Source organism: Kitasatospora sp. McL0602 (genome assembly GCF_052076145.1).
Taxonomy (GTDB): domain Bacteria; phylum Actinomycetota; class Actinomycetes; order Streptomycetales; family Streptomycetaceae; genus Kitasatospora.
Genome location: NZ_CP197246.1, coordinates 2,705,942 through 2,732,187, shown reverse-complemented (window position 1 = coordinate 2,732,187; position 26,246 = coordinate 2,705,942). Strand labels below are relative to the sequence as shown.

26 protein-coding genes and 1 pseudogene are annotated in these 26,246 nt (G+C 71.6%); 13 read left to right on the top strand and 14 right to left on the bottom strand.

Annotated features, from left to right (window positions below; all coding sequences use genetic code 11):
• Positions 1–10 precede the first annotated feature (10 nt).
• From ACR68M_RS12305 to ACR68M_RS12295, 3 genes are all read right to left on the bottom strand, one after another.
• Entirely contained in the window at positions 11–6,631 is a 6,621-nt protein-coding gene (locus ACR68M_RS12305) for an RHS repeat-associated core domain-containing protein (protein WP_441250500.1), read from the bottom strand.
• A gap of 109 nt (positions 6,632–6,740) precedes the next feature.
• Positions 6,741–6,914 (bottom strand): hypothetical protein, encoded by a 174-nt coding sequence (locus ACR68M_RS12300; RefSeq protein WP_441250499.1) that lies wholly within the window; start codon positions 6,912–6,914, stop codon positions 6,741–6,743.
• A gap of 107 nt (positions 6,915–7,021) precedes the next feature.
• Positions 7,022–7,348 (bottom strand): hypothetical protein, encoded by a 327-nt coding sequence (locus tag ACR68M_RS12295; protein WP_441250498.1) that lies wholly within the window; start codon positions 7,346–7,348, stop codon positions 7,022–7,024.
• 216 nt (positions 7,349–7,564) lie between these two features.
• Here ACR68M_RS12295 and ACR68M_RS12290 point away from each other — a divergent pair, with 216 nt between their 5' ends.
• Positions 7,565–7,870: a copper chaperone gene (locus tag ACR68M_RS12290; RefSeq protein ID WP_441250497.1), complete on the top strand. Its 306-nt coding sequence runs from the start codon at positions 7,565–7,567 to the stop codon at positions 7,868–7,870.
• On the opposite strand, the gene ACR68M_RS12285 is transcribed toward ACR68M_RS12290, so the two are convergent.
• The 4 genes from ACR68M_RS12285 to ACR68M_RS12270 are packed head-to-tail and all read right to left on the bottom strand — an operon-like array spanning position 7,840 to position 10,461.
• A complete protein-coding gene (locus ACR68M_RS12285) occupies positions 7,840–8,001 on the bottom strand; it encodes a hypothetical protein (RefSeq protein ID WP_441250496.1) in 162 nt (53 codons plus the stop codon). The genes ACR68M_RS12290 and ACR68M_RS12285 overlap by 31 nt on opposite strands.
• Before the next feature lie 32 nt (positions 8,002–8,033).
• Positions 8,034–8,957, bottom strand: a complete 924-nt coding sequence (locus tag ACR68M_RS12280; RefSeq protein ID WP_441250495.1) for an ABC transporter ATP-binding protein — start codon at positions 8,955–8,957, stop codon at positions 8,034–8,036.
• Positions 8,954–9,766 (bottom strand): hypothetical protein, encoded by an 813-nt coding sequence (locus tag ACR68M_RS12275; RefSeq protein WP_441250494.1) that lies wholly within the window; start codon positions 9,764–9,766, stop codon positions 8,954–8,956. Before ACR68M_RS12275 ends, ACR68M_RS12280 begins: the two co-directional genes overlap by 4 nt.
• Positions 9,763–10,461 carry a hypothetical protein gene (locus ACR68M_RS12270; protein ID WP_441250493.1) on the bottom strand — a complete coding sequence of 233 codons (699 nt, stop codon included), beginning with the start codon at positions 10,459–10,461 and terminating at the stop codon, positions 9,763–9,765. Before ACR68M_RS12270 ends, ACR68M_RS12275 begins: the two co-directional genes overlap by 4 nt.
• 190 nt (positions 10,462–10,651) lie before the next feature.
• Between ACR68M_RS12270 and ACR68M_RS12265 the strand changes: the two genes are divergently transcribed.
• Positions 10,652–11,794, top strand: a complete 1,143-nt coding sequence (locus ACR68M_RS12265) for a sensor histidine kinase (RefSeq protein ID WP_441251593.1) — start codon at positions 10,652–10,654, stop codon at positions 11,792–11,794.
• Positions 11,791–12,471, top strand: a complete 681-nt coding sequence (locus tag ACR68M_RS12260) for a response regulator transcription factor (RefSeq protein ID WP_441250492.1) — start codon at positions 11,791–11,793, stop codon at positions 12,469–12,471. The genes ACR68M_RS12265 and ACR68M_RS12260 overlap by 4 nt, the downstream gene beginning before the upstream one ends.
• Before the next feature lie 42 nt (positions 12,472–12,513).
• Here ACR68M_RS12260 and ACR68M_RS12255 read toward each other — a convergent pair whose 3' ends face one another.
• Positions 12,514–12,864 (bottom strand): DoxX family protein, encoded by a 351-nt coding sequence (locus ACR68M_RS12255; protein ID WP_441250491.1) that lies wholly within the window; start codon positions 12,862–12,864, stop codon positions 12,514–12,516.
• A gap of 101 nt (positions 12,865–12,965) precedes the next feature.
• Between ACR68M_RS12255 and ACR68M_RS12250 the strand changes: the two genes are divergently transcribed.
• From ACR68M_RS12250 to ACR68M_RS12240, 3 genes are all read left to right on the top strand, one after another.
• Positions 12,966–13,886 (top strand): LysR family transcriptional regulator, encoded by a 921-nt coding sequence (locus ACR68M_RS12250; protein ID WP_441250490.1) that lies wholly within the window; start codon positions 12,966–12,968, stop codon positions 13,884–13,886.
• A gap of 71 nt (positions 13,887–13,957) precedes the next feature.
• Positions 13,958–14,503 (top strand): Uma2 family endonuclease, encoded by a 546-nt coding sequence (locus ACR68M_RS12245; protein WP_441250489.1) that lies wholly within the window; start codon positions 13,958–13,960, stop codon positions 14,501–14,503.
• Between the two features lie 409 nt (positions 14,504–14,912).
• Positions 14,913–15,293, top strand: a complete 381-nt coding sequence (locus ACR68M_RS12240) for a hypothetical protein (protein ID WP_441250488.1) — start codon at positions 14,913–14,915, stop codon at positions 15,291–15,293.
• Between the two features lie 121 nt (positions 15,294–15,414).
• On the opposite strand, the gene ACR68M_RS12235 is transcribed toward ACR68M_RS12240, so the two are convergent.
• The 4 genes from ACR68M_RS12235 to ACR68M_RS12220 form a co-directional block, all read right to left on the bottom strand.
• Positions 15,415–15,810 carry a DUF2267 domain-containing protein gene (locus ACR68M_RS12235; protein WP_441250487.1) on the bottom strand — a complete coding sequence of 132 codons (396 nt, stop codon included), beginning with the start codon at positions 15,808–15,810 and terminating at the stop codon, positions 15,415–15,417.
• Positions 15,807–16,220 (bottom strand): DUF2267 domain-containing protein, encoded by a 414-nt coding sequence (locus ACR68M_RS12230; RefSeq protein ID WP_441250486.1) that lies wholly within the window; start codon positions 16,218–16,220, stop codon positions 15,807–15,809. The genes ACR68M_RS12235 and ACR68M_RS12230 overlap by 4 nt, the downstream gene beginning before the upstream one ends.
• An 89-nt stretch (positions 16,221–16,309) precedes the next feature.
• The gene (locus ACR68M_RS12225; protein ID WP_441250485.1) at positions 16,310–16,627 is read right to left on the bottom strand and encodes an STAS domain-containing protein; all 318 of its coding nucleotides are present in this window, start codon (positions 16,625–16,627) and stop codon (positions 16,310–16,312) included.
• 101 nt (positions 16,628–16,728) lie between these two features.
• Positions 16,729–17,166: an Hsp20/alpha crystallin family protein gene (locus ACR68M_RS12220; RefSeq protein WP_441250484.1), complete on the bottom strand. Its 438-nt coding sequence runs from the start codon at positions 17,164–17,166 to the stop codon at positions 16,729–16,731.
• A 113-nt stretch (positions 17,167–17,279) separates the two neighbouring features.
• Here ACR68M_RS12220 and ACR68M_RS12215 point away from each other — a divergent pair, with 113 nt between their 5' ends.
• Positions 17,280–17,972, top strand: coding sequence for a hypothetical protein (locus ACR68M_RS12215; protein ID WP_441250483.1), 693 nt, complete (start codon positions 17,280–17,282; stop codon positions 17,970–17,972).
• Positions 17,947–18,270: a hypothetical protein gene (locus tag ACR68M_RS12210; RefSeq protein ID WP_441250482.1), complete on the top strand. Its 324-nt coding sequence runs from the start codon at positions 17,947–17,949 to the stop codon at positions 18,268–18,270. Before ACR68M_RS12215 ends, ACR68M_RS12210 begins: the two co-directional genes overlap by 26 nt.
• A gap of 392 nt (positions 18,271–18,662) precedes the next feature.
• On the opposite strand, the gene ACR68M_RS12205 is transcribed toward ACR68M_RS12210, so the two are convergent.
• A complete protein-coding gene (locus ACR68M_RS12205) occupies positions 18,663–18,887 on the bottom strand; it encodes a hypothetical protein (protein ID WP_441250481.1) in 225 nt (74 codons plus the stop codon).
• 955 nt (positions 18,888–19,842) lie between these two features.
• Here ACR68M_RS12205 and ACR68M_RS12200 point away from each other — a divergent pair.
• The 3 genes and pseudogenes from ACR68M_RS12200 (at position 19,843) to ACR68M_RS12190 (ending at position 23,465) form a co-directional block, all read left to right on the top strand.
• Positions 19,843–20,124, top strand: a complete 282-nt coding sequence (locus tag ACR68M_RS12200; RefSeq protein WP_441251592.1) for a helix-turn-helix domain-containing protein — start codon at positions 19,843–19,845, stop codon at positions 20,122–20,124.
• 381 nt (positions 20,125–20,505) lie between these two features.
• Positions 20,506–22,571, top strand: a pseudogene (locus tag ACR68M_RS12195) (thioredoxin domain-containing protein).
• A 51-nt stretch (positions 22,572–22,622) separates the two neighbouring features.
• Positions 22,623–23,465, top strand: coding sequence for a GNAT family N-acetyltransferase (locus tag ACR68M_RS12190; protein WP_441250480.1), 843 nt, complete (start codon positions 22,623–22,625; stop codon positions 23,463–23,465).
• Between the two features lie 27 nt (positions 23,466–23,492).
• Here ACR68M_RS12190 and ACR68M_RS12185 read toward each other — a convergent pair whose 3' ends face one another.
• Positions 23,493–24,422 carry a hypothetical protein gene (locus ACR68M_RS12185; protein ID WP_441250479.1) on the bottom strand — a complete coding sequence of 310 codons (930 nt, stop codon included), beginning with the start codon at positions 24,420–24,422 and terminating at the stop codon, positions 23,493–23,495.
• Between the two features lie 282 nt (positions 24,423–24,704).
• Here ACR68M_RS12185 and ACR68M_RS12180 point away from each other — a divergent pair, with 282 nt between their 5' ends.
• Together ACR68M_RS12180 and ACR68M_RS12175 are read left to right on the top strand one after the other, a co-directional pair.
• The gene (locus ACR68M_RS12180; protein WP_441250478.1) at positions 24,705–25,373 is read left to right on the top strand and encodes a papain-like cysteine protease family protein; all 669 of its coding nucleotides are present in this window, start codon (positions 24,705–24,707) and stop codon (positions 25,371–25,373) included.
• 10 nt (positions 25,374–25,383) lie between these two features.
• Positions 25,384–26,235 carry a hypothetical protein gene (locus ACR68M_RS12175; protein ID WP_441250477.1) on the top strand — a complete coding sequence of 284 codons (852 nt, stop codon included), beginning with the start codon at positions 25,384–25,386 and terminating at the stop codon, positions 26,233–26,235.
• The last annotated feature ends 11 nt before the right edge of the window (positions 26,236–26,246 follow it).

Genomic DNA, 26,246 nt, shown 5'->3' with positions numbered 1-26,246 from the left:
TACCGGTGGGCTACCAGTAGACGTTGGTGCTCGCGTAGTAGAAGTACGGCTGGGGGATCCAGTAGTGCCAGGCGACTCCGTAGCGGAAGTTCACCCAGATCGTCCGGGGCAGCCACCCCCGGGGGATCGCTCGCTGGACCGCGCTGGCCATGAGCTTGCCCGCGTAGGAGCAGATCGGCCTGGCCAGCCCGTCGGTGAAGTAGTTGCAGGCCTGGGTGTAGATGGCGCCGGCCCCCTTGGCCAGGATGTTGATCATCTGCTGCCGGCTCATGCCGACCGAGATTCCGCCGCCGCCGCCGCAGAAGCTGGCGTACGCCTGGATGGTGTAGCACCAGGCCCCGGTGGTGTCGGCGTTGGTGAGCGGGTTCTGGTCGCCGTAGTCGTACGCGTTCGCGCTGCCGCCCGTGACGGGGTCGGTCTGCTGGAAGCGGCCGGTGTTGGGGTTGTAGTTGCGCACGCCCATCAGCAGCGTGCCGCCCAGGCCGGAGGCCGAGCGCTGGGCTCCGCCGAGCCAGCCGTAGCGCCCGGGGGTGCCGGTCTCCACGGCGCCGAACTCGCCGTAGGTGAACGAGGCCGTGGGGGCGGCCGCACCGGTGGGTGCGGTGGTGGCCATGACGTCGCCGTGCAGGTTGGTCAGGTAGAGGGTGTTGCCCGCCGAGGCGAAGGAGCCCGCCAGCTGTCCGTCGATGCCCGGCACGTAGCGGGTCCAGCCGCCACTGCTGTCACCCGTCCAGCTCGGGCTGTCCGAGCCGTCGGTGTAGTGGTTGGTGGTGGTGACCCCGGAGACGCTGTCGGCCGTGGTGCGGAACCGGTTCAGCTGGGGGTCGAGCGTGAAGGTGCGCAGGTCCGAGCCCTGGGTCTGGCTGGCGGTCAGGTCGGTGGAGAAGTAGGTCGCGGTGACGTCGCCGGTGTTCGCGGCGTCCGCCGAGGGGGTGGTGGTGGTCCGCCCGAGGGCGTCGTAGGCGTAGCCGGTGTTGGTCAGCCGGTCCGCGCCGTCGTAGCTGTTGGTGACGGTGGTCGCGGTGGCCGTCTGGCAGGCGCCGGTGCCGGTGGGCGCGGCGGTCTTCACCGAGGTGCGGTTGCTGTTGGCGTCGTAGGTGTAGTTGCGGGTGGTGCACTGGTTGGCCTGGGTGTCCGCGACGCCGGCCAGCCGGTCGGCCGCGTCGTAGCCGAAGGTCTGGGTGCTGTTGAGGGTGGCGCGGGTGGCCCAGTTGCCGTGCACGGTCGGCACGACCGAGTCGACCAGGGAACCGGACCAGTTGGCGTTGCCGTAGCCGAGCTGTACGGCCTGCCCGGTCGCGTCGTAGCTGTGCGTGCCGGTGGTGGCGTCCGGGTAGACCTCGCCGGTCAGTTGGCCGTCCGCGTTGTAACTGCCGCTGAAGGTGCCGGCCTGGGTGTCGTTCTCGCCGGTCGGCAGCCCGCGGCGCTCGTTGCCGCCGTTGTAGGTGAGGGTGGTGGTGCCCTTGCCGTCCGAGCGGGTGACGATCCGGCCCGCCACGTCGTACCCGGTGGCGGAGACCACGCCGTCGGCATCCGTGTAGGAGGTGCCCTGGCCCCACTCGTCGTAGCCGGCCTTGGTGTCGGCGATGACGTTGTTGCCCGCGTCGACCGTCTGGAGGTCGGTGACCTGGCCGGTCGCGGGGGAGTAGACGGTGACCTGGTCCGGCAGCGCGACGCTGCTGTCGCCGGTGGTGCGGACCGAGACCCGTGCCTGGCGGCCGGCGGCGTCGTAGCCGGTCTGCGTGGTGCGGACGACCGAGCCGGAGGTCTCCGTCTTGGTGAGCGGCTGCAGGTAGAGGTTGTAGGTGTACTGGGTCACCCGCAGGGCCGGCAGGCCCGTCGAGCCCGGCTGGGCGGCGGGGGAGACCTTGCAGACCAGGTTGGCCCAGTTCGGCTGGTTGCCGCAGGCCGCGTCCGCGGTGTTGGCCCCTGCGGTGTAGTAGACCGTGTTGGTGGTGCCGGCACCGGTGCCGGCGGTGTCGGTGGGCAGCGAGGCCGAGACGGCCAGCGGCTCACCTCCGTACAGGCCGGTGTCGGTGTTGTAGCGGGTGGTGCGGGTGATGCCGAGCCCGGAGGGGTCGGTGACCGTCTGGAGCGGGCTGCGCAGCGTCCAGCCGGAGGCGTCGGAGCCGATGGTGTAGACGTTCTTGGTGGTGCGGGTGTCGGTGTCCGTCGCGGCCGGGACCGCCGCGCCGAGGCCGGCCGATTCGGTCTTGGTGGTCACCAGGCGGAACGGGGTGCCGTTGGCGTCCTTGCCGCCGCCCGGCGCGCCCTCGTCGTAGGCGTTGTGGGTGTGCGTGCGCGCCTGCTGCGGGGTGCTGTAGCCGGCCACGGAGACCGAGCGCATCGGGCCGTAGCTGTCCAGCAGCTCGGTGCCGTCCGCGGAGTAGACGTTCTCCGTGTCCAACTGCCGGGCGATCGCCGCCGAGTTGACGCCGGAGCGGAAGGTGGCGACCGCGGCCAGCCAGGAGTGGGTGGCGGTGGCCGTCGCCGCGTACGCGCCGGTGGCGGACGTGGTCTTGTAGGCGGTGCCGAGCTGGTCGCCGGAGACGAGCAGGGTCGGGAGCGCGGTGAAGCCGCCCGTCCAGGAGGTGGCGGCGCCGCCCTGGATGCCGGAGGTGCCGAAGACGAGCTCGTTGGCCGTCGCGGTGGTCGGCGTGTTGCCGGTGTTGACGTTGGTGCCCGAGGCGCCGGTCGCCGAGGAGCTGACGTCGAGGCCGCTGGCGCCGGCGATCTCGTCGACCGCCACGTGGTACTCACTGGTGGAGGGGAAGTGCAGGGTGACGGTGTCGGAGGTGGACAGCGCGTGGACGCCGAAGGCGGCCAGCATCAGCGTGCGGTCCTTGGCGGAGCCGTCGTTGACGTCGGAGACGACCTGGAAGGTGTCGCCCTGGCTGTCGGTGGCCGTGACGTTGCCCGCGACGCTGTTGCTGACCGAGTTGGTCAGCATCGTGGACAGGACCAGCGCGTCGCCGGCCTTGACCGCCGCGGTGACCGGGACGGTGACGGAGGTCAGCCCGGTGCCGGTGCCGGTCTTGGAGCCGCTGCGGCCGACGTACGTCGGCGCGGTGGCGGACGGGCCGGAGGCCAGCGCCGCCTCGCGGTTGGCCGCGGTCAGGTTGCGCACCACGTTGCCGTTGGTGTCGTACTCGGTGGTGGTGACGTGCCAGCCGTTGCCGTAGCTGGCGGTGTTGGTCTCGTTGCCGGCCGCGTCGTAGTAGTGCAGCGTGGCCCAGGTGTAGTCCGGGGTCGAGCCGGGCTGGTGGTCGGCCGGGAACTCGGCTACCACGGAGACCGGTACGTCGGACTGGCCCCAGGTGGCCACCGTCGCGGCGTCCAGGTCCAGCGGGCCGCCCGCCGCCTTGGTGACCGGCACGTGGTAGAGCACCGACTGCACCGCGGAAGTCCCGTCGCCGTGCGCGCGGGTGACGTTGAGCAGCTTGCCGTAGTCGACGTCACCGGCGGTGTTGTCGTAGCTGAAGGTCCACGGCTTGAGGTTGCCGGTGGCCGGGTCCTGCGCCGGGGTGACCGAGGCGAGCCGGCCGCTGCCGTCGTAGCCGTACTGGTTCTTCAGCGCGGGGCTGATCCGCGGGTCCCACTCGGCGGTCAGCCGGCCGTTGCCGTCGTAGGCGTAGTCGGCGACGGGGATCTTCTGGAAGCCGTTGGTGTTGTCGACGGCCACGAAGTCGACCTCGGCGAGGTTGCCGGTGGCCGAGTCGTAGCTGAGCGCCAGGCCCCGGCAGCCGGCGGCCCAGGAGGACGCGGCGACCGGGTAGGCGCACGCCGCAGTGGTGGCGGCGTTGTCGGCCGCGGCCGGGTCGGGCGCGGTGATCAGGACCAGCTTGCCACCGGCGTAGGTGTAGCCGGTCGAGCGGTTGGTGCCCGGCTGGGTGACCAGCGAGGGCGCGTAGACGGACGGCTTGCTGGCGTCCGGCACCGCGAAGTCGACCTTCGTCCCGGCGGCGTCCACCAGGTGGAAGCCGGTCGAGGACTTGGTCAGCACCAGACCGGAGGTGGCGGTGGTGCCCTGGCCGTTGTACGCGGTCACGCCGCCGGCCGTGCTGCCGGCCAGGAAGGTGCGCACCGAGCCGTCGGCCGCGGTCAACTGTGCATAGCTGCCACCGTCGACCAGCGCTGACCAGGACGCCGAGGTGCCGAGCACCGGCAGCGACGCGGTCCAGCCGGGGCCGAAGATGGACGGGGTGGCCGGGGCGAGGGAGTTGAAGGTGCGCGAGACGCCCAGGCCCGCCCGGTAGGAGGCGACCGAGACGTCGGTGGCCGCCAGAGAGGCGTTGCCCGACTGCAGGCCGACCGAGACCGGGCCCAGCGAGGTCGAGGCGAAGTCCGAGCCGACTCCGTTGCGCTGCAGCGTGACGGTCACCGCCGGGGTGGTGGAGCCGCCCGCGAAGACCGCCTGGATCTGCAGCGGGCCGTCGCCGGCCAGGGTCTTGGACGCCTTCCAGACCAGCTCGGGCGAGGAGGTGCCGCCGGTGACCGCCGTGGTGGCGACCGGCCAACCGGTGAGCGCCGTACCCGCGTTGGTGACGTCGCCGGCCGGGATGGTGGTGTAGCTGCCGCTGGTGCCGACGCGGTACTGGAAGGTCACCCCGGTGGCGCCGCTGGGCGCGGCGGCCTTGAGGTTGAAGGTCGAGGAGCCGGTCGAGCCGTCGGCGGGCTCGGCGATGCCGGAGCTGCCGACGCCGAAGGTGTAGGAGGTGATGCCGGAGCGGTTCCCGGAGCTGTTCTGGGCCTGCACGTACAGGGTGTGGAGGCCGGGCCCGGGGTTCAGGGTCACCGAGGAGCCGGTGGTGAAGGCCGAGGGTGGGTTCTGGTCCAGGCCGTAGACGTAGCCGGTGACGTCCGAAGAGGTGTCCGCGAAGGTGAAGGACCCGCCGCCGGACGCCTGTGCGGTCCACGCGCCCGCCGGGTAGGCCGTCGAGGAGACGGTCGGCGCGGCGTCGATGTTCGCGTTGACGGTGAACGCCTGCGCGGCCGACCACGACCCGTTGTCGGTGCCGTCGTTGGCCCGCACCTGCCAGGTGTAGGCGCCGTTGGCCAGCGAGGGGGTGGTCCAGGAGGCGGTGCCGCCGGAGGAGACGCCGGAGGCGGTGCCGGTCGCCACCACGGTGGAGCCGGAGAGCACCTGGAACGAGTAGGTCAGGCTCCCGCCGTCGGCATCGGTGTCGGTGGCCGACAGCGTCGGCGTCGGGGTGTTGCTGTAGAGCGTGCCCCCGGTGGTGACGGACGGGCTGACGGCCTGTGCCGCAGGGGAACCCGGATAGGAGTTGTAGGTCACCGAGACCGACGGGTTGTTGTCGAACCACTTCCACTGCGTGGAGTCGGTCTCGCTGGTGGCCCGCAGGGCCATCGTCCCCACGGCGGCGTTGGTGGCCGCCCACCCCTGCACCTCGCCGGTGACGTCCCAGGCGACGTTCGCGGCCGGGCAGGAGGAGGAGTAGCCGTTCGCGACGGTCTGGGTGCCCAGCTTGGAGTTCCAGGCGGGCTGGTTGGACCAGTTGGACGCAGAGGTGAACGAACCGGTGTCCCACAGCTCGACCGGAGAGGCTGTGCAGGTCCACGAGTGCGTCTCGTTGGTGTTCAGCGTCGCGCTCAGGACGTGCTTGCCCCAGACCGCGGAGGGGTCGAAGGAGAAGAACGACCGGTAGGCGTGCGTACCGCCGTCCGGGGTGCCGACGTCGGCGTTGTTGTCCGAGTCGAAGTAGGTGCGGCTCGGCTCGTAGGCGGAGGCGAGCAGCCAGTGGTTGCGGCCCAGCGAGGTGGCCGGGTCGACGGTCACCGGGTAGGAGGCGGTCGCCAGGAAGGACCTGTCGGCCGTGTAGGTGAGGTAGACCACCCCGTCCTTGGTGGTGGTGGACAGGGCCACCGGCGCGGTGTGCGAGGGCTGACCCGTGTGCGGGTCGACCGCGCTGTCCCACATGGTCGGAGCCGGCATCGAGCCGACGACCTTGCCCTTGGCGTCGTGGAAGTCCACGCCCCCGGCCTTGTTCACGCCCGCCGTCAGGCCGTGGGCGCGCAGCGGCAGGGTGAAGGAGAGGGAGTTGTCGGGCCTGGCCCGCAGCACCAGGAAGGTCTCGAAGCCGGTGCGGGTGGCCTGGATCTTGAGGTCCACGCCCGGCAGCGCGTTCGGGTAGGTGGCGGTGGAGCCGGACAGCGTGGGCTTGGCCAGCTTGCCGTGCCAGGAGAGCGTCACCGCCGAGCTGCCGTCGCCCAGGGTCACCAGGGTCTGCTCGTTGTCCTGGGTGGAGCCGCCGGACAGCCGGAGCCCGCCCGGGTGGGCGACGGGGGAGACACTGCCGTCGGGGTTGGCGGCGAGCTTCGTGTCGACCGGGACCCAGCCGGTGGCGGTCTTGACCCGGACCGGCTGCTCCGACTGCTCCATGGTGAAGGTGCCGTCGGCGTTGGCGTAGGTCGTCGAGGTCTCGGTGCGGTCGTTGGTCACCTCCACCCGGTGGTGCTGCTTCCTGGCGGCCATCGCTGCGGAGAAGGCGTCCGGGCGCTCGGTGATCGACGCCAGGCTCTTGCCCGCCACCGGGGTCGCAGCCGCCGCCCCCACACTGAACGGTCCGGCGCCGATGCTGGTGGCCGTGATGCCCGCCAGGGCGAGCGTCACGGCATGCCGCAGAAGTGATCGGCGGCGTCTGCCCCCGAGTGGAGTTGATGTCACGTCAGTACCTCTGTCTCGATCTGGCTGGGGTGGTGGTGCTGCCGGTGAAGTCAGTTCAGGAGGCCCGGAGGGCAAGGCCGTGCGTCTGCCAGCCCATGTCGGCGGGCGAGGGCGCGGACGCAGGGGCGGCCGCAGCGGCGAGCGCGACGCGCGCCGAGGAGTGGGCATGGGCCGGGACGGCGCACGCGAGGATGAGGGCCGCCGACGCGGCGAGCAGGAACCGGCGCATGGCAGGGGTCCTTCCTTGAACTGGGGGCTGGGGTGCGGTCGATAGCTTTGTCGCGCCCCCGGCGTGGAACAAGGCGCAGCGGATGGACTGAAGCGGCCTTGGCATAATCAGTCCAGCGCTTCGTGCGGAGCCCCCGGCCAGGACAACACCATTGGCAGCAAAGGGACTTGGGCGGCAGCCGGAGTCCAGTCACGCAGCGCAGGTTCGGTTGCCACGGCGCGGGCGACGACCGCTCGCGCGGTCCGCCTGGCGGCGTCCGGGCCGCCGGCGCGCAGGAAGATGCCGATGACCGGCAGCGGCTGGGCCCCGGCGTGCACCGCGACATGCTCGACCGCTTCGTCCGGCGCGGCATTGCGGACCACCAAGGTTGCTGTCTCCGGAGGGAGTTCGAGGGCCGGAGTGTGCGGCTTGAGGTGGATATGGACCAGATGCATGCTCCGAACCTGCCACCGCCTCGCAGCACTTGGCGGTGCACGAAGGTGGACTCTTCCGGCCTTGGCCCTAAGCGGCCTGGTCCGGCGACGTGAGGATGCGGCACTGCCGCAGCCCGATGGCCCAGCTGATGCACTACGCCACATACCGGCCACCTGCCCGGGACCTGCGGGTGGCTGCACCACGGCGCGTACTGCCTGGGCTGCTGCTGGGCGCTGATGGTGGTGCTGATCCCGCTCGGGGTCATGAACATCGCGGCGATGGCCGGGCTGGCGGTGCTGATCTTCCTGGAGAAGCTCTGGTACCGAGGCACTCAGCCGGCCCGCGTCATGGGCGCACCCGCGCACTGGCGGGCTCCGACATCGCCTGCCCCCCGGTCGACCGAGCGGTCCTCGACCGCTACCTCGCCTGCTTCACCGGAACGGGACACCTGCCCCGCCCTCCCCGGATTCGGCAGCGCCGGTAGCGCACAGCCCGTGTGCCGAGGCGGTGCTCAACGATCTTTGCGGCGGTTGCGCACCTGACGGACGACGTAGATGGGAGTGCCGATGATGGCGCCGATGACGACGGCCCACTCCACGAAGAAGGCGAGGCCGGGGTGGAAGCCGGTGGTGTCGGCGGCGGCCAGGACGGCGGTGAACGGCTGCTGGGGCATCTGTTGCTCCTTGGGTGTTGACGCGGGCGGGGTCAGACGGCGCGGAGGTCGGGGCCGGGGTCCTGGGCCCGCTCAGGGGCGGTGTGGTGCATCAGGGCGATGTAGCCGTCCTCGACGGTGGCGCTGACGCGCTCCGCGTCCGGGGCGGGGGTGCCGGAACTGATGACCCGATAGGTGGTGCCGGTCATGCCGGGGGTGACGTTGACGGTGGGCAGGTCGGGCGGCGGGGCGGTGGCCGGCTGGGTGACGTGCCACGCCAGGCCCTCGGCGCGGGTGGCGAGGTCGCCGACGGCGCCCTGGAAGGCGACGTGCCCGCGCTCGATCACCACGACGTTCGGGCAGGTCTGCACGATGTCGTCGACGATGTGGGTGGAGAGCAGCACCGTCCGGTCGCCGGCCAGCCTGGCGAGCAGGCTGCGGAACCGCAGCCGCTCCTCGGGGTCCAGCCCCACGGTGGGTTCGTCGACGATCAGCAGCCGGGGGTCGTTCAGGATCGCCTGGGCGATGCCGACGCGGCGCTTCATGCCGCCCGAGTAGCCCTTCACCTTCCGGTTGGCGACATCGCTGAGCGAGACCAGTTCGAGGACCTCCTGGACGCGGGCGCGGCGGGCGCGCCGGTCGGTGATGCCCTTGAGCAGCGCCATGTAGTCGAGGAACTGGCCAGCCGTCAGATCCGGGTACAGGCCGAGCTCCTGGGGGAGGTAGCCGGTGCCGGCCTTGACCTCTCGGCGCCGGCTGCGCGACGTCAGGTCGGTGCCGTCCACCGCGACGGTGCCCGAGGTCGGCAGCAGCACCCCGGTCAGGACCCGCATGAAGGTGGTCTTGCCGGCTCCGTTGGGGCCGAGCAGACCGACCATGCCCGTGGGCAGGCGGAGATTGATGCCGTCGAGCGCGCGGACCTCGCCGCGCCGGAAGGTGACGGTCAGATCGGTGATGGTCACGTTGGGCGCGGTCATGACGGGCTCCTCCTGGTGAGCACGAGCTGGGTAATCACGAGGGCGGCGAGCGCCGCGAGGAGCAGGAAGGCGATGCTGAGGACGGCCTCGCTGCCGGTCGGGGTGATTCCCCGCTGCTTGGCGTCGAACATGACGCCGTGGAACCAGGCACCGGACGGGTACTCACCGATGGCTTCGAAGGGCGTTCCGGCGGGGGTGGGGATCCCGTAGCGCGGGCCGACCATGTTGCTCCAGATCCAGTAGCCGAACACACCGAGCCGGTACAGCACGGGCCCGGTCAGGTACGGGACGGTGACCGAGCAGGCCACGACGAGGACCAGCCCGGGAAGGATGATGGCGGCGAACGCCGCGAGGCCGACCGGGATCACCCCGGCCCCGCGCTGGGCGGTCAGGTGGCCGAGCAGGCCCACCCAGGCGACGGCGACCGGTGTGATGGTCGCCGCGCCGGCGCCGATGGCCTTGCCCCACAGGCGCGGGCCGATGCCGGTGGGCGTCGAGGTCAGGAGGTCGCTCAGCCCCAGCCGGGACTCCCGCCGGACGCGGTCGGCCAGGACGGCGCCGACGCCGATCGGGCACAGCATGATGAAGTTGAACGCCCAGTCGGCGACCAGCGTGGCCTGGTCCGTGGTGCTGGTGAAACCGGGCGGGAAGGGCGCTGCGCAGCGCAGCGCGATCAGCCCGATCACGACCAGCCAGACCGCCGGGCGGCGCACCTGCATCAGGTACTCGTAGCGGGCGGCCGCGACGGTCTTCGCCCACCAGCCCTGAGCTGTCGTCGGCGGAGCGGTTCGCTGAAGGACGGTGGTCATGCGGTGTCGCTCCCCACAAATCGTTCGGGACGCCCCAGCAGCAGGCCGGCCGCGATCACGGCGACGATGCCGACGGCGGGCAGGGCGATCCGGTTGACGGTCCATTCGTGCGCCGGGACCTTGGCGGCGACGCCCATGAACATGTACTGCGCCCGCAGCACCGGGTTGTCCCGGATGGCGGGCCCCATCAGGTACTGGGCCAGCCACAGGCCCCCGACCAGGCCGCTTGCGGCGGCCGGGCTGCGCAGGCCGATCGCGATGAGCACCGCCAGTGCGACCAGCCAGAGCATCGGCGCGGCCCACACCAGGACGTAACCGCCGGTGCCCTGCCCCACGGGCCATGCGTTCAAGGCGCGGAACACGACGGCGTCCAACAGCGTGACCAGGGCCGCTGGGGCCACCACCAGGCCGACACGAAGGAACAGCACCCGGCGGTAGACCGTGGTGGTCATGACCAGCTCGGCGCCGGGATCACGCCCCACGATCGAGGAGGCCGCGACGGCGGTGCCGAGCGGAGCGAAGCCCGCCAGGACCGCGCCGGCGGCGAGGTCGAGGTGCTCCGCATCGGCTCCGGTGGCATGCATGACGATCACCAGGATCGCGCCGCCCAGCGTTGCCGCCAGTGCCGTGACCGGCGGGGCGATGCCGATGACCCGCAGCTCCAATCGGAGGCGGGCCCAGATGGACCGGTTCACGTCCACCTGCCGGCTCGGGCAGCCCCCGCGTCGCCGCAGGGTGTGTCGAGGTCTCGTTGCATGCCGTCAAGCCTGCTCACGCCGACCGTGGCTCGGACCGGCCAAAAGTACTGATCGGGCGGATCGGAGCAGTCCTTTTGGCCGGTACGGCGGCCGCGACCGGTTCCGTAGCCTGAGCACCGTGAGTGTGATGGAACGGCTGGCCGCACTGGCCGCACTGGCCGCCAGACGAACCAACGTCCTGCTCGGGCTTGCCTTCGCGGCAGTGCTGGCGGCGACGGCCTACCGGCATGCCGATGCCGGCCGCCAGGGCTGGTTGCTCGACTGCGGTACCGGTGCGGTGGTGTGTGTCGCGGCGCTGCTCCGGGAGCGCAATCGGCTGGTCGCCGTGGCCGTGGGCCTCTCCGTCGCCGCTGCCGCCGTCCTCGCCTCCGGCGTGGGGTATCTGACCGACCAGCCCGGCGTTGCCGCGTCCCTGGCGCTGGCCGTCCTCGCCGGTTCCGTGGTCCGGGTCCTGCCGCTCCGGCGAGCGGCCGTGGTCGCCGCGGCCGGGTTCGCGGTCGTGGCATTCGGCTGGCTCGCGACCGCCTCACATGCCGCCGCCCATTTCCACATGGGCGTCCAGGGCTGGTTGGCCGGCCTCGGCACGGGGCTCGTCCTGCGCTTTCTGGAGCATCGCCGCCGGACCGCCGTCGAGGCGGTGCGACGGGACGAACGCCTGGCCCTGGCCCGGGAGTTGCACGATGTCGTGGCCCACCACGTCTCCGGAATAGTGATGCACACCCATGCCGCCCAGATCATGCTCCGCACGCAGTCCGACCAGCTCGGCGCAGCCCTGGCGGACATCACACGCTCGGGCACCGAAGCCATGGACGCCATGCGGTCGGTGGTCGCCCTGCTCCGCGACGCGGAGGACGGTGTTGCAGTCACCACGGGACCGGAGCAACTCATCGACCTGGTCCGCCGCTTCGAAGAGCACGGACCGGCCGTCGACCTCCGGCTGCCCACCGGGGCGCCGACCTGGCCACCCGTGGTCACCACCACCGTGTACCGGGTCGTCCAGGAATCCCTGACCAACATCGCCCGCCATGCCCGTGGCGCCCGCGCGGCCACTGTCACCATCTCCCAGGACAGCACGGACATCACCGTCGAGATCGGCGACGATGCTCCGTCGCACCCCCCGATCCGTGCCTCCCCGCTCGGCGGTTACGGCCTGGTCGGCATGCGCGAGCGCATCGAGGCACTGGGCGGTACGCTCGACGCCGGTCCGCTGCCCGGCACCGGCTGGTCGGTACGGGCCACCGTGCCCCTGCAAGCCGGAGACCGCCGATGAGCATCAGCGTGCTGGTCGCCGACGACCAGGCCATGATCCGCACCAGCCTGCGCCTCATCCTGGAGGACGAGCCCGACATCACCGTCGTCGCGGAAGCGCGCGACGGTGCCGAGGCCGTCGCCCTCGCCCGCCAACTGCGGCCCGACGTCTGCCTTGTCGACATCCGGATGCCCCGCCTCGACGGCATCGACGTCACCCGCGCACTCGCCGGCCCAGGCATCGCCGACCCGCTCCGGGTCGTCATCGTCACCACCTTCGGACTCGACGAATACGTCTACGGCGCCCTCCAGGCCGGAGCTCTCGGGTTCGTCCTCAAGGACGGCGACCCCACCCTGTTCACCGCCGCTGTGCGGGCCGCCAGCGTCGGGGACGCCCTGATCTCCCCGTCGATCACCCGGCGGCTGCTCCGTGACCTCGCCCCCGGTAGAACCTCCCCCGCCCTCCAGCCCAACCCCCCGCTCACCGACCGGGAGACCGACGTCGTCCGCGCCGTCGCCCGGGGCCGCACCAACCAGGAGATCGCTGCCACCCTCTTCATCTCCGTCAGCACCGTGAAGGGACACCTCACCGCGATCCAGAACAAACTCGGAGCCCGCAACCGCAGCGAGATCACCGCCTGGGCCTGGGAATCCCACCTCATGCCGGGCAGCGCAGATCAACGGAACAGCAGCCGGTAGCACGGACGCCGCAGCGGCTCACCGCACGGTCCGCCGCACGGCTCAGTGCAGGGCAGCAAGGACCAGGGAGCCCGCGGCGAGCGCCAGGTAGCCACCGGGGAAGGCGATGTTGTGGAAGACCCGCTCGCGGAGGTGGACGACGACGGCCCCGAGGAAGAACACGACCAGCCCGGCCGCTGCGGCGACGCCGAGAGACCGGACGCCCAGCAGGCCGGTCAGCAACCCGCCCGCGCCCGCGAGTTTGAGTGCCGCGAGCGCCGGCAGCGCGGAGCGTGACACACCGACCTCGGCCGAGTTGGCCAGGACGAAATGCGCCCCGGCGACGTCGGCCACGGCCATGCCGGCGTTCGCCGCGATCGTCAGGACGGTGACAAGCAGGTAGGCAGTGAACACGTAGCGCCCTCCGCATCGGATCGGCGGCCGTTCCGCCGGTGTCCTCAGCCTCGTTGAGGGTGGCCCGAGTCGGCCAATACCTGCGTCCATAACCTGGGGGCATGGATGTCGACACGCGATTGCTCCGCTACTTCGTCGCCGTCGCGCAGGAGGGAACCCTGAGCCGGGCCGCGCAGCGGCTGTTCGTCTCCCAGCCGGCGCTGACCAGACAGGTCAGACAACTCGAGGCCGTCCTCGGCGTCACGCTGTTCACCCGTTCCCGGACCGGCATGACCCTCACCGACGCGGGCCGGGCCCTGCTCGCGCGTGCGCCGGCGGTACTGGCCGACTGGGAGCATGCGGCGCGGGACGCCAGGAGTGCCGCGAGTCGCGCGGCCCGGGTGCTGCGGGTCGGCTTCATGGACGCCGGGGCGGCCCAGGCGGCCCCGAGCATCGTCGCGGAGTTCGGCCGCCGCCGACCCGGCTGGCGGATCGACATGCGGCAGGCAGCCTGGTCCGACCCGACCGGCGGTCTCGCCGAGGGTGAGGCCGACGTCGCCCTGGTCCGGCTGCCCGTCCCCGGACAGGCAGCGCTACGCATGGAGCTGCTGTTCACCGAGCCGCGCTGGGTCGTGCTCCCGCAGACGCACCCCCTGGCGGAGCGCCCGGTGATCGCCTTTCAGGACCTCTGGGACGAACCGTTCGTCGCCGCCCCGGCACAGGCGCAGGCCTGGCGCAACCACTGGCTGGCTGCCGACGAACGCGGCGGCACCCCGGTCCGGATCGGCGCCGTCACCGACCAGCCGGACGACTGGCTCAGCGCGATCGCCAACGGCTACGGCATCGCCCTGGCCCCGGAGTCGGCCGCCCGCTTCTACGCCCGCCCCGGGATCACCTACCGCCCCGTCACCGGCGTCAGCCCCAGCCAGGTAGCCGTCGCCTGGACGCCCACCGAAGCCGCCGACCCCGTGGTCCGGGACTTCGTCCAGTGCTGCCTGGATCACCACCCCCAGCGGGACCAGCTGGCCGGGACGCCCGACTGACCCTCTTCGTGGCCGCCCTCGTGCGGGGAGTCGGGGGCCATATGCTGAGGGACGACGGGAAGGAGCTGTTGATGAGCGTCGACGCGGTCATGCACACCGAGTTCCCCACGGGGTACGTGGTCTTCTTCGGTACCGAAGGGAAGGTGGTCATGACCCCGCAGAGCGAGGAGCACTCCAGCACCATCAGGTCGATGCAGATCGACTCCCTTGCCCTCGGTCGGCACGCGAAGGTCATCTCCGACGTGTACATCGACTTCCCGGCCGACGAGAACTCGGCCCCCGACTTCGCGATTCTGCGGGAGGACGCGCAGCGGCAGGGCAAGCGCTACGGCTTCGAGGACGTGCTGCTGATCGCCGAGGTGGTGTCGATCTCCTCCGCGCGCAAGGACTACGACGACTGCACCGCGAAGTACGGCCGCTACGGCATCCCGGTCTACGTGGTGGTGGACCCGTACGCTGCGGAGGTCGTCGTCCACACCCAGCCCACCGGTACTGGCTACATCGCGGCACACACTCATAAGTACGGCTCGGGCAAGCTGCCCATCGAGCTGGCCGACGGACGCACCTACACCCTCGATCTTGACGAACTGCCCCGGCCCGAGGCAGACGTTCGCTGACCGCACCGGTTCGCTGTCCGGTCTGTCGAGCTTCGTGGCTTGACGGTAGTGGCTAGCGTCGAGGAAGTCGGAAGTTACTTCCATTTCTGGTCGGCCGAGGCGGGTGATAACGGCCACCAATGCTGCGAACGCGCTGTCCGCCGGACGGGTCTCTGGCGTTGCTTCCTGGCGCTGACTCTTCCCAGTCACTCCGCTGCCTCTCCGCACCAGGCGTGGAGCGACACGGTCATCAGCTCGGCGGTGATGCCGGGTTCGGATCGCCCTCGTACGGTGTTTTTCCACGCCGTGATCACAGTTGGCGGAGATGCTGTGTCCCGGCGCGGCCGGTGGCGCTGCGGCCGCGCCGCGGGCCGGTCCCGCCCCGGGGTGTCCGTGCGGACGGGGACGGAGGGCACTATCCTCTGGTGGCATGTCGAACCCTGATGGGCTGCTCGTCGACATCGCCGCGATGGTGGAGTCCGAGCACAGTAACCAGATGCCCCTGACCGTCGTCGTCCCGGGAGCGGTCATCACCGGCCGGCTCGCGCCGCAGAGCCTGTGGAACGAGCGGGTCGCCGAAGTCCTCATGGCCTCGGACCACCTGAAGCCGTTCGCCGTGCTGTTCACCGCGCCCGGCGCGGACGGCGAAGGTGTGGCAGCGCCCGCCGTGCGGCCGACACATCTGCACCTGCACGTCGCCCGCATTCTGCAGGGCAGTTACGGCCTTCCGCACACCGGTGGCATGTACCGCATCGCCATCGCCGACGTGAGCAGCTGGTCGGTGGGAGACCTCAGCTACTCCGACCAGTGACACCGGCCGGGGCGGTGTCAGACCCGGGGCCGGTGACTGCGGGCGGCTGAGGTGGTCGGCCCCGGGACGGTGGTGGCGCGGGTGTCGGGCCGCGCTGGCCAGGTGGGCGCTGCGGGTGCTGTCAGGCTGCGGTGGCCAGTTGGGCGCGGCCGAACAGGAGTGCGTAGCCGTGGGGCAGTTGGGTTATGAGGCGGTCGGTGAGGCCCGGGTCGGCCAGGTCGGCGAGGGCGGTCAGGACGGTGGATGTGTCCCAGCGGGCGGTGGGGATGGTGGTGGCCAGTCGGCCGGCGACTGCTTCGACGAAGGTGGGTGCGCTCAGGGGCTGGGTGAGCGGGATCTGGCGGGTCATGAGGGTGCGGGCTTGGGTGGGGAGGGCGGCGGCGAGGTCGCACCGCTCGTCGCCGACGAGTTGGGCGCCGAGGACGGCCAGGACCGCGATCAGGGCACGCTCGGCCTGCCGGTCGTCCTGGTAGCGGCCCAGGACGCGGACGTGGTGGAGGAGTTCGTGCCAGGTCATGGCTGGGGTGGCCTTTCTACGGGGTCGGGCCGGCCGAAGAGGAGGTCGTAGCCCGGGGGGAGTTGGAGCAGGACACGGTGGGTGAGGTCCTCGCCCGCGGCGTCGGTGACGACGCTGAGGACGGCGCCGACGTCCCAGAGGGCGGTGGCCTCGCTCGCGCCGGGGATCCAGGCGGCGGTGGCCCGCACGAACCTTTCCGGGTCAAGTGGCTGGGCGGCCTGCAGGGGGTTGAGGAGGATCAGGGCGAAGGTTTCCGGAAGTCGTGCCGCCAGCTCGGCCCGGTCGCGGCCGGCGACATGGGCGCCGAGCAGGGCCAGGACAACGCGGGCGGCCTGCTCGGCATCGCTGGGGGTGGGGTACTCGCCGCGTTCCTGGACCTGAGTGAGGAACGCCTCGTGTCGAAGAGTCATCGGTTTGCCTCCCCGGATGGGTGGGCCGGTGGGCGGGGGCGGGGTGCTGTCGTGTCCGCCCGGCGGCGGCGCTGTGCCGCGCGGTGGTGTCAGGGTTCGCCGGTCAGGCGCCGTCTGAGGCCGGTGAGCTTCATGATCCGGGTGACCGGGGTGCTGGGGGCGCGTAGGACGAGTCGGTGGCCGGTGGCCTGGGCGTGGTTGCGGGCGGCGGCGAGGGCGGCGAGCCCCGAGCAGTCCATGAAGCTCACCTGGGACAGGTCGACGACGACGTGGGGGTGGCCGTGGACGGCGGTGAGGAGTCGGCGTCGAAGGGGTGGGGCGCTCGCGAGGTCGAGGCTGCCGTGGACCGCCACCACGAGGGGGCGTTCGCGGTAGCGGTGATGGCTTTTGCGCGGTTTCCTCGGCACGGGTCAAGCCTTCCACGGCTGGTGCCCTGGGCGGGCGCCGGAGGGGGTGCCGCCCTGCGCGACCCGAGGGGTTGGTTACGCAGGGCGGCAGCCCCAGGGGGTTAGGCGCGGATCTGCTTGCGGTCCGCACCTTGGGCGGTGACGGAGATCTTGCGGGGCTTGGCCTTCTCCGCGACCGGGATGCGCAGGGTCAGCACTCCGGCGTCGTAGTCCGCGCTGATGCCCTCCGGGTCGAGGGTGTCGGAGAGCATCACCTGACGGGAGAACACCCCCAGCGGCCGCTCCGAGAGCTCCATCCGAGCGCCCTCGGCCTCCGGGCGCGGACGCCGCTCGGCCTTGACGGTCAGCATGTTCCGCTCCACGTCGATGTCGATCGCCGCCGGGGCCACCCCGGGCAGATCGAACGCGATGACGTACTCGTCGCCGACCCGGTAGGCGTCCAGCGGCATCGGGGCGGGCCGGCTCCAGGTCCCGCTCTGGGCGAGGAACTGCTGGGTCAGACGGTCCAGCTCGCGGAAGGAATCAGTGCGCATCAACATCGCGAAACACCTCCAGTGGTCCAGGCAACAAGTGCCAATGCGCTTCACCTGGCACCGTTGTAGCATGTCATCCATTCGATGACAAACGCCGAGGTCTCCGAAAGAGTGACACCGTGAGAGAACGCCCCGACCCCACCGCCCCAGACGCCGCACAACCCGGTGAACCAGCCTCCCTCCCCGCCGCCGCAGCCGCCCTCGCCGCCATCGACACCGCCGTCCGCACCGCCCAGAACCCCCCGCCCCCCGGACCCGAGCAGGCACCGCCCGCCCCCGGCGAAAGCCCCGAACGAGCCCTGGCCGCCTTGCTGCTCCTACGTGAACTGCGCACCCAACTCGCCGCATGGGAGAGCCCCCTGGTCGAAACCGCCCGCACCGCCGGCGCCACCTGGGCCGACCTCGCCCACCCCATGGGCGTCGCCAGCCGCCAAGCCGCCGAAAACCGCTACCTCCGCCTGCGCCCCACCACCGCCGCCTCGACCACCGGCGCCCAGCGCGTCAAGGACATCCGCGACCGCCGCGCGGCCGATCGCGCCATCACCGCCTGGGCCCGCGACAACGCCACCGAACTGCGCATCCTCGCCGCCCAGATCACCGCCCTCACCGACCTCCCCGCCACCGCCCACCCTCACCTCGACGTCCTGCGCACCGCCCTCGGACACAACGACCCCGCCCAACTCCTCACCCCCCTCACCGACATCCGCCCGTATCTCGCCACCGGCCACCACCACGACGTCGCCACCCGCCTCGACACCCTCACCACCCACACCGACCGACTCCGCGATGACAGCAACCACCACCGCTCCTGACGGCAGCCGGTGCGACGCGCACCAGCCCGCCCCCGCGCTGCGCGACCTTCCGGGCGAGGCCGGCGCGAGCAACGTGCTGAACCACCCGGCCCTCGAAGCCGCCACCTACGCCGCCGACCGCAGGCAGCACCTGGAAGACCAGCTCGCCCGAACCCGGGCCCGCCTGCGCGCCGAAACCGGGGTGGCGATGAGCGATATCGACACGTGCCTGGCCAGGCTCCAGGCCATCCGGCAGGCCCTGGCCCACCAACGCGTCAGTGTGATGCCAAACCAGCCGGAAACGAGGGCCGCACCGTAGGCGCCCGCCGGCGCGACAGGAAGCCGCAGGGCCGCGTCGGTGGCTCCCGGCAAGGTCAGCCGCCCCTGGTCAGGAGCCGCCAGGCCAGCTTGGCTCGGGTCCCTCCCGAGCGCCGTCGACGTTGAGCCCGCCCCTGGACGTCGATCAAGAGGCGAAGCACATCCGGTTTGCGAGAATCCGGTCCACGACGGTCCGCCCTCGTTGGAACAACCTGCAGGCGGGCGACAAGACCCCCAGCCGAGCGAAGGGGCAGTCCCGCAGCGCACACCCGACCGTGCGCTGGCGCATCCAACGACATGACACTTCGCTCGAGGCGGCCGAAGCGGCCCCCTGGTCTGGTGATCGCACTGTCCGCGCGTGGCACCCGAGTAACGCGCCCGGTGCAGATGCGGCTAGCGGGGAGCCGACGGCCGGCCGAGACGACAGCGGGCGAGATCGAGAGCGTCACGCAGGGCTGGAAGGTCGGCGATGGCAGCCTGCTCGGCGAAGCGGGCCAGCAGCCTGCGCAGGCCCCGCTCGTCCCGGTCCCGGACCGCTTCGGCGATGGCCGCCACCAGCAACGCCTGGGTATTGGGGGCGGGGGCGCGCACCTGCGGCGCGGCCTGCGGCTCTTCCACCGCTCCCCTCCCATCCACTGTGTCCTGAGCCGCTGGGCGCGACGTTGTCCGACCTGGGCGCGGGTGCGGCGATCGGCGGCCCCCGCGTCGGGCGAAGACTACCTCTCCGACAGGCACCGAAAAATCTATGCTGACTGAAGTAGACATTGCCCGGCGCCGTGGTTAGTGTTTCTCTCGTAGACGCAGTCAAGCGGTACTCGCCAGACACGAACTGGCGGGCAGCAGTACAGAAGTTTGCAGGTCGGCACGGTTGCAGGGTCTTGAAGCCAGGGATGGTGCAGTAAGGCGACAGGACCGGTGGCCGGGCCGGGCGGCCCGCAGGTATCAGGGGCCGCCGCTGAGCGGTACCGCAGTTCAGCAAGTGCATGACCAGCAGGTGAAGTTGAGTTGGGCAGTGCCAGCAGTCGCAGGACGCGGTATCCCAGTGAAGGCGCCAGGACTGCGGGCGCGCGTGCTGGGAGGTCCGGGCAGTGGGGTTCCAAGCCGAGCAGTTGAGCAGGACGGGCGACGGGGCTGGCTGCCGGACCCGGCGGACCACCAGGACCGCCACAGCAGTACCGAGAAGTACCCGTGTGAGCAGTACCGAGCAGTTCGCAGTAATCGGTCAGTACAGAGGATGAACGGAGGGACAGAGCGCCATCAGGATCGCCCGGCCCGTGAGGCATTCACCCGGGCGGACTCCGTAGACCCCAAGGCAAGGACGGTGGTTTCCGGTCACGCATACGCGATCCCCGCAGGCCCCCTCACCCGGGGCGACGCGGATACAAGGAACCCGGCCCAAGGGCCGGTAGATGGTGTTAAACCCTTCGGGGCCCCGGTAGCCGCAACGGCACCGGGGCCCCTCAGCGCGTCCCCGGACACAATAAGAAGAGGTGCAGTGACCACGGCAACCATCCGACCCCATACTCCCGACGCCGCCAGCAACTTCGACGACGACGACTACCCCGCCTACACCATGGGCCGCGCAGCCGAGATGACCGGCACCACCGCCGGCTTCCTACGATCCCTCGGCGACCAGGGCCTCATCACCCCACTGCGCTCAGAGGGCGGCCACCGCCGCTACTCCCGCTACCAACTGCGCATCGCGATGCGCGTGCGCGACCTCGTCGACCAGGGCACCGCCATCGACGCCGCCTGCCGCATCGTCATCCTCGAAGACCAACTCGAAGAAGCCCTGCGCATCAACGACCAGCTCCGCCGCTCCCAGCACGGCCAGAGCCCCGACGCCGATACCTGACCCACCCGCCCCGCCCGGCCGACGAGACCGGCCCGCGGAACGCGGGCCGGCCCCCGCGATCGCGGCGGCCCGAGGCTTCCCCACATGCGGAGACCTGTCGAGCGCTGACCACTACGACGGTTTCGCTGCCATCCCCCGGTTCACGCCCAGCGCGTTCATCTACTTGTACGACCGTGTCCCGGCCGACTCCTTGCACGTTGACGGAGACGCAGGGCTGCTCGACCTGCTCCGTGCCTGGGAGCCGGAGGAGTATCGATATGACGAGCCAGCGCGTGAGTGGCCGGCACCTGGGCCCTGAGTGGCGAGTTCGAGGGGTAGCGCTCCTGGTCCGACTCGCGGAAGCTGCGGGCTGGGCGGTCCGGCTCGTGGGACGATGCCGGTATGAATCGACTCGCGAACGCGACGTCGCCGTACCTGCTCCAGCATGCTTCCAATCCGGTGGATTGGTGGCCATGGGGAGAGGAGGCGATGAATGAAGCTAAGCGGCGGGACGTGCCCATCCTCTTGAGTGTGGGCTATGCGTCCTGCCACTTATGCTTCTACTAATTCACTGGTGCCATGTGATGGCCCATGAGTCCTTCGAGGACGAGGCGATCGCCGCGTACGCCAACGAGCACTTCGTCGCGGTGAAGGTCGACCGCGAGGAGCGGCCGGATGTGGATGCGGTGTACATGGAGGCGGTGCAGGCGGCCACCGGCCAAGGTGGGTGGCCGATGACGGTCTTCCTGACGCCGGGGAAGGACCCGTTCTACTTCGGGACGTACTTCCCGCCCGAGCCACGGCACGGGATGCCCGCCTTCCGGCAGGTGCTGGAGGGGGTGTCGGCGGCCTGGCGGGACCGGCGGGACGAGGTCGGGGAGGTCGCCGGGCGGCTGCGGGCCGAGCTCGCCGAGCGGGCCGAGGTGTACGGGAAGGGCGCGTACCACCCGCCCGCGGAGGCGGACCTGCGGCAGGCCGTCGCCGGGCTCGCCCGGAGCTTCGACGAGAAGCGCGGCGGCTTCGGCGGCGCGCCGAAGTTCCCGCCGTCCATGGCGATCGAGTTCCTGCTCCGCCACCACGCCCGGACGGGCTCCGCCGTCGCGCTGGAGATGGCCGAGCGGACCTGCGACGCGATGGCGCGCGGCGGCATCTACGACCAACTCGGTGGCGGCTTCGCCCGGTACTCCGTGGACGCCGACTGGATCGTGCCGCACTTCGAGAAGATGCTCTACGACAACGCCCTGCTGCTCCGCGTCTACCTGCACCTCTGGCGCGCCACCGGCAGTGACCAGGCCCGCCGGATCACCCTGGAGACCGCCGACTTCCTGCTGCGTGAACTCGGCACCCCCGAGGGTGGGTTCGCCTCCGCCCTGGATGCCGACAGCCTCGACCCGGCCACCGGGAAGTCCGTCGAGGGCGCCTACTACGCCTGGACGCCCGAGCAGCTCACCGCCGTGCTGGGGGCCGCGGACGCCGCCGTCGCCGTCCAACTCTTCGATGTGACGGGCACCTTCGAGCACGGCAGCTCGGTGCTCCAACTCCCCGTCGACCCGGCGGACCCGGAGGACATGGCGGCGTACGAGCGCATCCGCGCCGCGCTGCTCGCGGCCCGCGCCGAGCGACCCGCCCCCGCACGGGACGACAAGGTCGTCGCCGCCTGGAACGGCCTGGCGATCGCCGCGCTCGCCGAGGCCGGCGCCCTGCTCGGCCGCCCCGAGCTCGTCACCGCCGCCGTCCGGGCGGCCGACCTGCTGCTCGCCGTCCACCTCACCGAGGACGGGCGGCTGCTGCGCACCTCCCGCGACGGCCGGGCCGGGGCCAACGCGGGTGTGCTGGAGGACTACGCCGACACGGCCGAGGGCTTCCTCGCGCTGTACGCCGTCACCGGTGACGCCGAGTGGCTCGGGTTGGCGGGCGGGCTGCTCGACACCGTCCTGCTGCACTTCACCGACCCGGAGTCGGGCGCCCTCTACGACACCGCCGACGATGCCGAGCAGTTGATCCGTCGCCCGCAGGACCCGACCGACAACGCCACCCCCTCCGGCTGGACGGCTGCCGCAGCTGCCCTGCTCACGTACGCCGCCTGTACCGGCTCCGAGCTGCACCGCACCGCCGCCGAACGTGCTCTCGGCGTCGTCGGGGCCCTCGCCGCCCAGGCCCCCCGCTTCATCGGCTGGGGCCTGGCCGCCGCGGAGGCCCTGGCGGACGGCCCCCGCGAGATCGCCGTCGTCGGCCCCGCCGGTGACCCGGCCACCGCGGACCTGCACCGGATCGCGCTGCTCGCCACCGCCCCCGGCGCGGTCGTCGCCCTCGGCGAACCCGGCAGCACGGAGGTGCCGCTGCTGGCCGACCGTCCGCTGCTGGACGGCCGCCCGGCGGCGTACGTCTGCCGGCACTTCGCCTGCGACGCACCGACCGCCGACCCGGCCGTGCTGGCCGAACGGCTGGGGGCCCTGCGCTGGAGTTGACCACCCCGTAATTCGCGCGCGTCAGGGCCGGGCGGCCGGGCACGATGGGGCATGACCTGGACTTTGAGCTCCTCCCTGGACGAATTCGATGCCGAGGCCGGTTCGTTCCTCGCGGCGCACCCGGCGCAGAACACCGTGCTGCTGACACTCACCCACAACCTCCGGCAGGACGGGCTGCACGCCTACGGCGAGCAGCTGCCCGTCTTCGGGTGGTGGCGGGCCGGGCCGGGGAAGCCCGTGGCGGGGGCGTTCGCGCGGACGCCGCCGCACCCGGTGCGGCTGGGGATGATGCCGCCGGAGGCCGCGGGCGAGCTGGCCCGGCTGCTGAGCGGGGCGGGCCAGGAGCTGCCAGGGGTCGGCGGCGGGGAGCACCAGGCGCGGGCCTTCGTCGACGGGTGGCCGGGGGAGAGCTCGGTGCAGGTCGAGGAACGGCTTTACCGGCTGGGTGAGTTGGTGATCCCCACCCCGGCGCCGCAGGGGCGGGCCAGGCTTGCGACCGCAGCCGACCGGGAGGTCCTGATCGGGTGGCACGAGGACTTCGTTGCGGAGGCGGAGGTGGGGGCCCCGATGAGGGACTTCGGGCCCCAGGTCGACAGCCGGATTGCGGCGGGTGTGCTGCACGTCTGGGAGGTCGACGGGCGGCTGGTCTCGTTCGCCGGGGTCAGCCCGGTGCTGGCGGGGATGTCGCGGGTCGGGCCGGTGTTCACACCGAAGGAGCTGCGGGGGCACGGCTACGCGAGCGCGCTGACGGCAGCGGGCTCGGCGCACGCCGTCGCGCAGGGTGCGGCCGAGGTGCTGCTCTACACCGACCTCGCCAACCCGACCAGCAACTCGATCTACCAGAAGATCGGCTACCGCCCGGTCGAGGACTGCCTGGTGGTCGACTTCCGGTAGGCGCGCATCGAATCCCTCAGGGGCCGGTCACTCCCAGTCCCAGCGGATGCCGAGCAGGCAGGGCCGTAGGCTGCTCGCCACCAGGTGGACGCAATGGTGCCCGTCGATGGTCAACTCCTCGGTCTCGTACGGTGGTTGGCCCGGCGAGTGGCTGGCGAAGCGGTGGCAGCGGACGGGCAGCGCGTCGGGGTGGAAGGTCACCTGGAGGACGTACTGCCCGGCGCCGGAGTTGAAGCCCCGGACGTACTCGCAGCTGGGGGCGGGTGCGGGGGCGTCGTCGAAGCCGTAGCCGAGCAGGTGGGTGTCACCGGCCCGCAGGCGGCGGTCGAGGAGGAGTTCAGCGAGCAGCAGGTTGGCGGCCGGGTCGCGGCGGACCCGGCCGGGGCGGCAGTTCTCCTCGCCCCGGACGGTGACGCGGGTGATGTCGCAGCCGGGGTCGCCCTGGTAGAGGGCGAGGTAGCGGTCGATGCCGTCGCGGTGGGCGCGCAGGGCGTGTTGCGAGTCCCGGCGCAGGAGTTGGCGGTCGGCGCCGACCCGGATGCGTTCGATGTGGGTGATGGTGTGCAGGCCGGTGTCGCGCGGCCCGGAGATGGTGGCGAGCAGGTCGTCGACGGCTGCGGCGGGCGCGATCAGGTCCCGGTAGGGCCTGGTGGCGGGGGAGTTGGCCTCGGCCGGTGACTGGCGCGGCCCGAGCAGCCTGGTCAGCGAGTGCGCGGGGAGGTCGAGCACCTCCTCCAACACCCGTACCGCGCGCAGGGATTCGGCGCGCTCGGGCCGTCGTCTGCCCTGCTGCCAGTAGCTGAGGCTGGTGACGCCCACGTGCACCCCGCGCTGGGCCAGGTGCTGCTGCACGCGGTGCAGGGCGAGCCCGCGCGCGGTGATGGCGGCCCGGAGCGCGAGGTGGAAGGGGCCGGTGCGTAGCACGGCCGCCAGATCGGGCTGGACGCTGTGCGGCATGGGCCCCTCGTTCCTGACGGTCTACCTGTCGGCTGCGCTGCCTGGTTGACCGTGAATATTCACACGTGGGCGGTGCATTGTCACCAGCCTGGGCGGCATACGTCCTGCGGACGGGCCGTTGACAGCAGCCGCGTTCACACCTCGACGGCCCGGTTCACAGCGCCCTGAGGGCTGCTCCGGGATCCGTTGACCGTGCTCCGTCGTGGGTCGATGCTCTGCCGTAACGCGTCCGGACGCGTCCCCCACACCCCCTCTCCTGCGGACTCGCAAGGAGGAGAACTCATGTCAGCTACCCGGATACCCCTGCGCAGAGCGGTCGCCGCTCTCGCCCTCGGCGTCCTCGCTCCCGTCCTCACCGTAGCCACCACGACTCCAGCCCAGGCTCAGGCCACCCCACAGGCCCAGGCCGGCACGCTGCAGCAGGCCCAGCAGCAACAGCAGCCCCGCACCGCGACGGCCTCCGCCGCCGCGACCTGGCGCAAGCTCAACATCACCATGCAGGCGCAGCAGCAGGACGAGTGGTGCTGGGCGGGCAGTGGCAACACCATCGCCACGTACTACGGCTACACCTACAGCCAGAACCAGTTCTGCAACGCCGCGTTCGGCCGCGCGATCAACTCGACCTGCCCCAACAGCCAGGCCGCGCTGGACGACGTGCAGAACGCGCTGCGCTGGATCGGCATCAACCCGGGCTCGTACGTGAACGGGTACCTGCGCTACACCACGGTGCAGAGCGAGATCGACGCCAACCGGCCGGTCGAGACCCGCATCCAGTGGAGCTCGGGCGGCGGGCACATGGAGGTGCTGTACGGCTACGACGTCAGCAACAACTGGGTGTACTGGGGTGACCCGTGGCCCTCGGACAACCGGTACAACTGGGCCGACTACTGGTACTACGTCAGCAACAACTCGTTCTCCTGGACCCACTCCCTGTACCGGATCGGCGCGTGAGGAGACGACCATGACCGACATCCGTAGCCTCACCCGCCGCGCCGCCGTCACCGCCGCGCTCGCCACCACCCTGGGCCTGGCCGTCGCCCCGCTCGCCCAGGCGGCCGACGGTGTCACCCCGGCAGCCCCGAGCGCGGCCGAGCTGGCCGCCGCCCGGAGCGCGGCCACCGCCCCGGCCACCCTCGGGCAGCTCGGGCACTTCTTCGCCCGCAAGGGCGTGCCGCCCACCCAGCCGCTGGCGATCAGCCCGGCGGACGAAGCACGGGCGGCGAGCCAGTCAGCCCCGAGGCTGACCGGCGCGACCGTGCCGGTCTACACCCTGGACGCTGGGTTCGTCGCCGGTCAGGCGGGCGCGCCCGTCGCCCGGCCGGATTTCGTGGCCAGCGAGGCCGTCGCGGCCGACGGGCAGCGGGCCTCCGTGTGGACGGTCGAGGACGGCGCCTCGTGGCGGGTGGTCAACATCGCCTCCGGCGCCGACGAGACGGACTACGCGGCGCGGGCGGCGAGCACCGGCGGCGGCACGGCCTTCCGTGAGCCGCAGCTGAACGCCTGGTACGTGCTGCGCGGTGGCCGGGTGCTGCCGCTGGACGACGAGGCCCGCCGCTCGGTCGGCGCGGGCGGGGTCACGCTGCCCGCGTACCAGAAGCTGGTGCACCAGCGGTACGGCGACAAGCTGCCCGGTTCGGCGTACGACAAGGCGGGCAAGGGCGGTGGCTTCCAGCTCGACGCGGCGCCGGCTGGCGACCGGGCCGTCACCGACGGGAGCACCACGCTGCCGCTGCTGACCGGGGCGGCCGCTCTGGGTGTGACCGTACTGGCGGGGGCGGGGCTGGCGCTGCGGCGCAGGACCGCCAAGAGCTAGCGGCACAAGGA